Source organism: Streptomyces sp. WAC06614, from assembly GCF_003949795.1.
Lineage (GTDB): Bacteria > Actinomycetota > Actinomycetes > Streptomycetales > Streptomycetaceae > Streptomyces.
This window is the reverse complement of the sequence record NZ_RPRY01000434.1, coordinates 1-4,884: the sequence shown is the minus strand read 5'-3', so window position 1 is coordinate 4,884 and position 4,884 is coordinate 1. Positions and strand designations below refer to the sequence as shown.

At 78.3% G+C, this 4,884-nt stretch carries 1 protein-coding gene; it reads left to right on the top strand.

Going from position 1 to position 4,884, the window contains the following annotated elements; all coding sequences use genetic code 11:
- Window positions 1–154: 154 nt before the first annotated feature.
- The coding region (locus EF918_RS32545; protein WP_260610876.1) for a type I polyketide synthase at window positions 155–4,884 on the top strand (4,730 nt) is incomplete at its 3' end.

Here is a 4,884-nt window from a genome sequence, read left to right as displayed (position 1 = left end):
CCGCCGCTCCGTGACCGGCCGGCCGTTCCGTGCCCGGCCGCGCCGTGCGCCACCGCTCTCCGCCGCCCGGCGGCGCATCGTCATACATGACATGTTCAGAACAAGCCATAGCCATCTCCCGGAGACCACCACCCCCCACCGGAAGAGGAACACCGTGACCCCCACGCCCGCCCAGCGCTCCGGCGACCCGGAGCGCGACCTCGTCGTCGCGCTCGGCCCCTTCGAGGAACCTCAGCCGCGGATCGTGACGGCGGCCGAACGCGCCGGCTCCCTCGGCCTGCTCGACCTCGGCCGGGACCCGGCCGCCGCCCGCCGCGCCTTCGCCGAGCTGGCCCGTCGGCTCGGCCGCCGCTACGGGGTCCGGGTGCCGGCCGGCTGCCCCCTGGGCCCGGACGACCTGCCGGCCGGGGTGGACACCGTACTGCTCGCCGACCCGGCCCGGTCCGGGGAGGCCGGGGCCTGGGCCGCGGGCGGACGGCGGCGGGTGTGGGCCGAGGTCGTCGGGCGTGCGGAGGCCGCCGCGGCGCTGGCGGCCGGCGCGGTGGGGCTCGTGGCCAAGGGACACGAGGCCGGTGGCCGGGTCGGCGGGACCACCACCTTCGTGCTGCTCCAGCAGCTCCTGGCGGACCCGGCGGTGACCGTGCCCGTGCTGGCGTACGGCGGCATCGGCCCGCACACCGCCGCCGCGGCCCTGGCGGGCGGAGCCGCGGGTGTCGTGCTCGACGTCCAGCTCGCCCTGACCACCGAGGGGCAGGCCACGCTGCCGGCCGAGGTGGCGGCGGCACTGCGGGCCATGGACGGGTCGGAGACCACGCTGGTGGACGGGCACCGGGTCTACACGCGGCCGGGGCTGTCACTGCCGGCGGCGCCGGTCGCGGGGCTGCTGGGCGCCCGGGGGCTCGACCGGCAGCCGCTGCCCGTCGGCCAGGACGGGCCGGCGGCGGCCCGGCTGGCGGAGCGCTACCGCACCACGGGGGCGGTCGTGCGGGCGGTCCGGGCGGCCATGACGGACCAGCTCGCGCAGGCCGCCCGGCTCCGGCCGCTGGCGGCCGTTCCGACGGACCGTCACTTACCGGTCGCCCAGGGCCCGATGACCCGGGTCAGCGACCAGGCGGCGTTCGCGGCGGAGGTCGCCGCGGCCGGCGGGGTGCCGTACCTGGCGCTCGCCGTGATGGAGGGCCCGGACGTACGGCGGCTGCTCACCGAGACCGCCCGGCTGCTGGGCGACCGGCCCTGGGGTGTGGGGCTGCTCGGCTTCGCCCCGCCCGAGCTGCGCCGCGAGCAGCTCGCGGCCGTGGCCGCGGTGCGGCCCCCGTACGCGATCGTCGCGGGCGGCACGCCGGCCCGGGCGGCGCCGCTGGAGGCGGCCGGGACCCGCACGTACCTGCACGTGCCCTCGCCGGGGCTGCTGGACCGGTTCCTGGCCGAAGGCGCACGCCGGTTCGTCCTCGAAGGCCTGGAGTGCGGCGGCCACGTCGGGCCGCGGGCCTCCTTCCCGTTGTGGGAGGAGCAGATCGCCCGGCTGCTCGCCCACGCCCGCTCCGCGCCGCCCGGACCGGACGCCGGACCGGACGGCGGGGGGCCGGACGGCGGGCTGGACGTGCTGTTCGCGGGCGGGATCCACGACGCGCGGTCCGCGGCGATGGCGGCCGCGGCGGCCGCCCCGCTGGCCGGGGCCGGGGCCCGGGTGGGAGTGCTGATGGGCACCGCCTACCTGTTCACGGACGAGGCCGTGGCGGCCGGGGCGGTGCTGCCGGCCTTCCAGGAGGCGGCCCTGACCTGCACCGACACCGTCCTGCTGCACACCGCCCCCGGCCATGCCACGCGCTGCGCCGACACCCCGTACGCGGAGACCTTCCGGGCCGCCCGGCAGCGGCTGGAGGAGGGCGGGGCCGAGCCCCGCGAGGTGTGGGAGGAACTGGAGCGGCTGAACCTGGGCCGGCTGCGGATCGCCAGCAAGGGCCTGCGGCACGGGGAGGGCGGCGGCACGGTCCCGGTGGACGAGGAACACCAGCGCCGGGAGGGCCTGTTCATGCTCGGCGAGGTGGCCACCCTGCGCACGGAACGCACCACGATCGCCACCCTGCACCAGGAGGTGACGGAGGGCGCGACGGAGCTCCTGGAACGCCGCGCACGGGAGGTGGCGGCGACCGCTGCGGCGGATACGGCCGCGGTGGGTACGGGTGCAGTGGGTGCGGGTGCGGCGGGTGCGGTCGCCGGGACGGGAGACGCGGGATCGGCGCCTGCCGCGGCGGGGGCCCGGGCGGAGCCGACCGGGACCGGGGCCGGGACCGCGGCCCGGACCGGGGCCGGGGAGCCGCTGGACGTGGCGGTGATCGGGATGGCCTGTGTGTACCCGGGCGCCCCGGGCCTGGCCGAGTTCTGGGCGCGGACCGTGTCCGGCGCCGACGCCGTGCGCGAGGTGTCCGCCGACCGCTGGGACCCGGACCTGTACTACGACGCGGACCCCGCCCGGGCCGGGGAGCGCACCCCGTCCCGGTGGGGCGGATTCCTCGACCCGCTGCCGTTCGACGCGCTGGCCCACGGCATCCCGCCGACATCGCTGGCGGGCATCGAGCCCGTCCAGCTGCTGGCGCTGGAGATCTCGGCGCGGGCGCTCGCCGACGCCGGGTACGGCCCCGGGCGGGAGTTCGACCGGGGCCGCACCTCCGTGGTCTTCGGCGCCGAGGCCGGTACCGAACTCGCGGGCGCCTACGGGCTGCGGGCCCTGTACCCCGGCTATCTGGGTGACCTGCCGCCGGAGCTCGACGCCGCACTCCCCCGGCTCACCGAGGACTCCTTCCCCGGGGTCCTCGCCAACGTGATCGCCGGCCGGGTCGCCAACCGGCTGGACCTGGGCGGCGCCAACTGCACCGTCGACGCGGCCTGCGCGTCCTCGCTCGCGGCCCTGGACCTGGCCTGCCGCCAACTGCGCGACGGCGACAGCGACATGGTGCTGTGCGGTGGCGCGGACGTGCACAACGGGATCAACGACTACCTGCTCTTCGCCTCGGTCCGGGCGCTGTCCCCGTCCGGCCGCTGCCGGCCGTTCGACTCCGCCGCGGACGGGATCGCCCTCGGCGAGGGCGTGGGCGTGCTGGTCCTGAAGCGGCTGGCCGACGCCGAGCGGGCCGGGGACCGGGTGTACGCGGTGGTCAAGGGCGTGGGCGCGGCCAGCGACGGCCGCTCCCTGGGGCTGACCGCCCCCCGCCCGGAGGGGCAGCGCCGGGCGCTGGAACGGGCGTACCGGCGGGCGGGGATCGCACCGGCCGAGGTCGGGATGGTCGAGGCGCACGGCACCGGCACGGTGGTCGGCGACGGGACCGAACTGCGCGTGCTCACCGAGCTGTTCACCGAGGCGGGGGCCACCGCCGGGTCGTGTGCACTGGGCTCGGTGAAGTCGCAGATCGGGCACACCAAGTGCGCGGCCGGGCTGGCGGGGCTGATCAAGGCGGTGCAGGCGGTGCACACCGGGGTCCGCCCGCCCACCCTGCACCTGGAACAGCCCCACCCGGCGTGGGTCCCGGCGGCGAGCCCCTTCACGTTCGACACGGTGGCCCGGCCGTGGCCGGTGCCGGTGGAGCGGCGGATCGCGGGGGTCAGCGCGTTCGGCTTCGGCGGCACCAACTACCACGCGGTGCTGGCCGGTTACGGCGGGGCCGCCGAGCCCGGGCAGGCGCTGGCGGTGTGGCCCGCCGAGCTGTTCTGCTTCCGCGGCGCGGACCGGAAGGCCGCGGGCCGGGCCATGTCCCGGCTGGCGGGCCGGCTCGCCGAGAACGACGCGGCCGGGCGGCCGTGGGCACTGCGGGACCTGGCGGCGGAGGTCTCCACCCGGCCGGGGCCGGTGCAGGTGGCGCTGGTCGCCGCGGACCTGGACGAGCTGGCGGACCGGCTGGAGCGGGCCCGCGCCTTCACGGCGGGCGACGGCGTCCACGTACGCGCCCCGGAGTCGGCGGACCCGGGCCGGGTGGCATTCCTCTTCCCCGGCCAGGGCAGCCAACGGCCGGGCATGCTGGCCGACTTGTTCGTGGCGTTTCCTGCACTGCGGGAACTGCTGGAGGAGGCGCCGGAGACGGCCGCGGCGATGTTCCCGCCGGCGGCGTTCACCGCGGAGGAGCGGACCGCGCAGCGGGCGGCGGTGACGGACACCCGGGTGGCCCAGCCGGCCCTGGGACTGGCGGGTGCGGCCGTGCACCTGCTGCTCGGGGAGCTCGGCGTACGGCCGGACTGTGTGGCCGGGCATTCGTACGGGGAGCTGACCGCGCTGTGGGCGGCGGGCGTGTACGACCTGCCGTCGCTGCTGCGGCTGAGCCGCCGGCGGGCCTCGGCGATCCTGGAGGCGGCCGGCGCGGACCCGGGGGCGATGGCCTCGGTGGGCGCGGCGCCGGAGGACGTCCGGGAGGCGGCGGAGCGGGCCGGGTGCGTGGTGGCGAACCACAACGCGCCGCGGCAGTGCGTGGTGTCGGGGCCGACGGCGGCCGTGGACGCGTGCGTGGCGGCCCTGCGGGCCGCCGGGACCGCGGCGGACCGGATCCCGGTGGCGTGCGCCTTCCACAGCGAGGTGGTGGCCGGGGCGAGCGCGGCCCTGGCGGACGAGCTGGCCGGGACGGCGGTGGCCGACGCCGCCGTCCCGGTCTGGTCCAACACGACGGCCGGGCGGTACCCGGCGCAGCCGGACGGGATCCGGGCCCTGCTGGCCCGCCAAGTGGCGGCGCCGGTGCGATGGGTGGAGCAGATCGAGGCCATGTACGCGGCGGGCGTGCGGACGTTCGTGGAAGCGGGGCCCGGGCGGGTGCTGACCACCCTGGTCGGCCGCATCCTGGCGGGCCGCCCGCACACGGCGGTCCCCCTGGACACCCCCGGCGAGCCGGGGGTGTCCAGGGG